Source organism: Serratia sp. TSO36, from assembly GCF_057808395.1.
Genome location: NZ_JBJZOU010000031.1, coordinates 1 through 2,440 on the forward strand (window position 1 = coordinate 1; position 2,440 = coordinate 2,440).

General features: G+C 57.0%; 3 protein-coding genes. All 3 read right to left on the reverse strand.

The genetic code is table 11. The features are described from left to right. Positions 1-37: 37 nt before the first annotated feature. From tnpC to tnpA, 3 genes are read right to left on the reverse strand one after another with little or no spacing between them, the layout of a single operon-like run. Entirely contained in the window at positions 38-1,576 is a 1,539-nt protein-coding gene (tnpC, locus tag ACK3CV_RS25265; RefSeq protein WP_164142110.1) for an IS66 family transposase, read from the reverse strand. Positions 1,577-1,606: 30 nt separating this feature from the next. Next, entirely contained in the window at positions 1,607-1,954 is a 348-nt protein-coding gene (gene tnpB / locus ACK3CV_RS25270; RefSeq protein WP_164142108.1) for an IS66 family insertion sequence element accessory protein TnpB, read from the reverse strand. Continuing rightward, positions 1,951-2,358 carry an IS66-like element accessory protein TnpA gene (gene tnpA / locus ACK3CV_RS25275; protein WP_164142107.1) on the reverse strand — a complete coding sequence of 136 codons (408 nt, stop codon included), beginning with the start codon at positions 2,356-2,358 and terminating at the stop codon, positions 1,951-1,953. Before tnpA ends, tnpB begins: the two co-directional genes overlap by 4 nt. Positions 2,359-2,440: the final 82 nt, after the last annotated feature.

Genomic DNA, 2,440 nt, shown 5'->3' on the forward strand with positions numbered 1-2,440 from the left:
GTAAGCGTACAGCGGGAACCGTATTGACGAATGCGTGTCATTCGGCCAACAGGGTGACACGCCATGGTAGTAGTTCGCTGACCCTGTTGACCGGCCAGTCTGCGATGACATCAAGTACATGCTGGAAGTAGCGCTCTGGATCTACCCCATTCAGTTTGCACGTTCCGATCAGCGAGTACAGCAACGCGCCGCGCTCACCACCATGGTCAGAGCCGAAGAACAGGAAGTTTTTACGACCCAGACTGACCATCCTAAGGGCATTTTCAGCAATGTTGTTATCTGCTTCAGCCCAGCCGTTATCTGCATAATACGCCAGGGCCGACCACTGGTTCAGCACATACGCGAACGCTTTTGCCAGTTCTGAGTGTCGCGACAGGGTTTTCATCTTTTCCCGCAGCCAGCTTTCCAGGGATTTCAGCAGCGGTTTTGTTTTCAGCTGACGTTCGGCAAGGCGCCGCTCCGCCGGCATTCCCCTTATATCTGCCTCGATGGCGTACAGTTCGCCGATCCGCTTCAGGGTTTCTTTCGTCAGGGCCGATGGCGTGCGGACGTGGACATCATGGATTTTGCGGCGGGCATGAGCCCAACAGGCCGCTTCCATTATATCGCCAGTGCGATACAACTCGTTGAACCCGGCGTAAGCATCTGCCTGTAGCACTCCGCTGAAGCTGGCAAGGTGCGTCTGAGGATGGATGCCCTTTCTGTCCGGTGAGTAGGCGAACCACACCGCCGGGGCTTGCGTTGACCCGGCATTGCGATCGTCTCGAACATACGTCCACAGGCGGCCTGTCTTCGTCTTTTTATTGCCCGGCAGCAACACCGGCACCGGCGTATCATCGGCATGGAGCTTGCCATCGGTCAGCACATAGTGCTGAAGGGCTTCTTCCAGTGGTGACAGCAGACGACAACAGGCATCCACCCAGCCAGACAGTACCGAACGGCTAAGCTCCACACCTTGCCGGGCATAGATTTCCGACTGGCGGTACAGTGGAGTGTGCTCTGCATACTTTGAGGTCAACACGCGCGCCAGCAGCCCCGGGCCTGCGATACCCCGTTCGATGGGACGCGAAGGGGCCGGGGCCTGTACGATAACGTCACATTTTGTACAGGCGTGCTTTTCACGCACCGTGCGGATAACCCGGAAGGCGCTGCGCATCAGCTCCAGCTGTTCGGCGGCATCTTCGCCCAGGTAACTCAGCGAACCGCCACAGTCAGGGCACCAGGCTTCTACCGGCAGGATGCGATTTTCATCACGGGGGAGTGATTCGGGGAACGGTTTGCGGGTGCGGGTCTGGCGAAGTGGCCGCGGAACCTCCGGGTCATCTACCCGGCCGGTGATGGCGTCGCTCTCCTGTTGGAGCGCCTTCAACTCGGCCTCTGTCTGCGCGATGCGACGACTTATTTTTTCGGACTGGCTGCCGAAGTTCATTCGCCGAAGCTTATCCAGTTGCGCCAGCAGCCTGTCGATTTCCCGCTCGCGCTCTTCAAGCTTTGCCTGCAGAGCACGGTTTAGCGCCTCCTGCTCAGCAAGAAGGCGTTTTAACTGTTCGATATCGTCGGGGAGTGTATTTTCCATACCCAGGCATGTTACCTGGTTAATGCCTTTTTACAACATGGTCAGTGAGTTAAGCCGACGTTTAGGATGCCGCCAGTCGATGCCCTCCATCAGCATCGCGAGTTGCGCCGGCGTCAGGAACACCTTTCCATCACGGGCTGAGGGCCAGGCGAAGCGACCTTGCTCCAACCGTTTTGTCAGCAGGCACAGACCATCCCCTGTGGACCAGAGCAGTTTGACCTGGCAGCCGCTGCGCCCCCGGAAGATAAAGACGTGGCCGGACATCGGATCGTCTTTCAGCGCCATCTGCACCTTTGCCGCCAGGCCGTTGAAGCCGTTTCTCATGTCGGTGATGCCGGCGACCAGCCAGATTTTTGTGCCGGTCGGCAATGAGATCATCGTTTGAGCTCCTGTATCAACCTTGTCAGCAGTTGTTCGCTGATGGCGCCATCAAGGCGGAGAGTCCCGTGCCGGAAGGCTATCTCGCAGGACAGATTGAAGGCTTCCGACTGATGAGGTGCCGCGGACGGTTGATTGGCCGGTTCGGTTTCAGCATCCAGCGTTATCGGAAGTAGCTGGGGTACATCCACTCCGGGTGATGCTGGTAACTGGAGCTTTCCCTGCCGCCAGTGTTGGCGCCATTTAAACAGCAGATTGGCGTTTATACCATTCTCCAGTGCCAGTTTGGAGATGGATATGCCGGGTTCACAGGAGGCGGCCACCAGGCGTTGTTTAAATTCAGGAGGGTAATTGGGGCAGCCTTTTCGCCTGCCGGCGACAACATTTTTCTGCATATCTGACATTTTGGTTCCCACTACTATTTGGTGGGAACCACTTTGTCGAATGTGTCAGAAAATCACCAGACGGTACACGGTGTACGCTTAC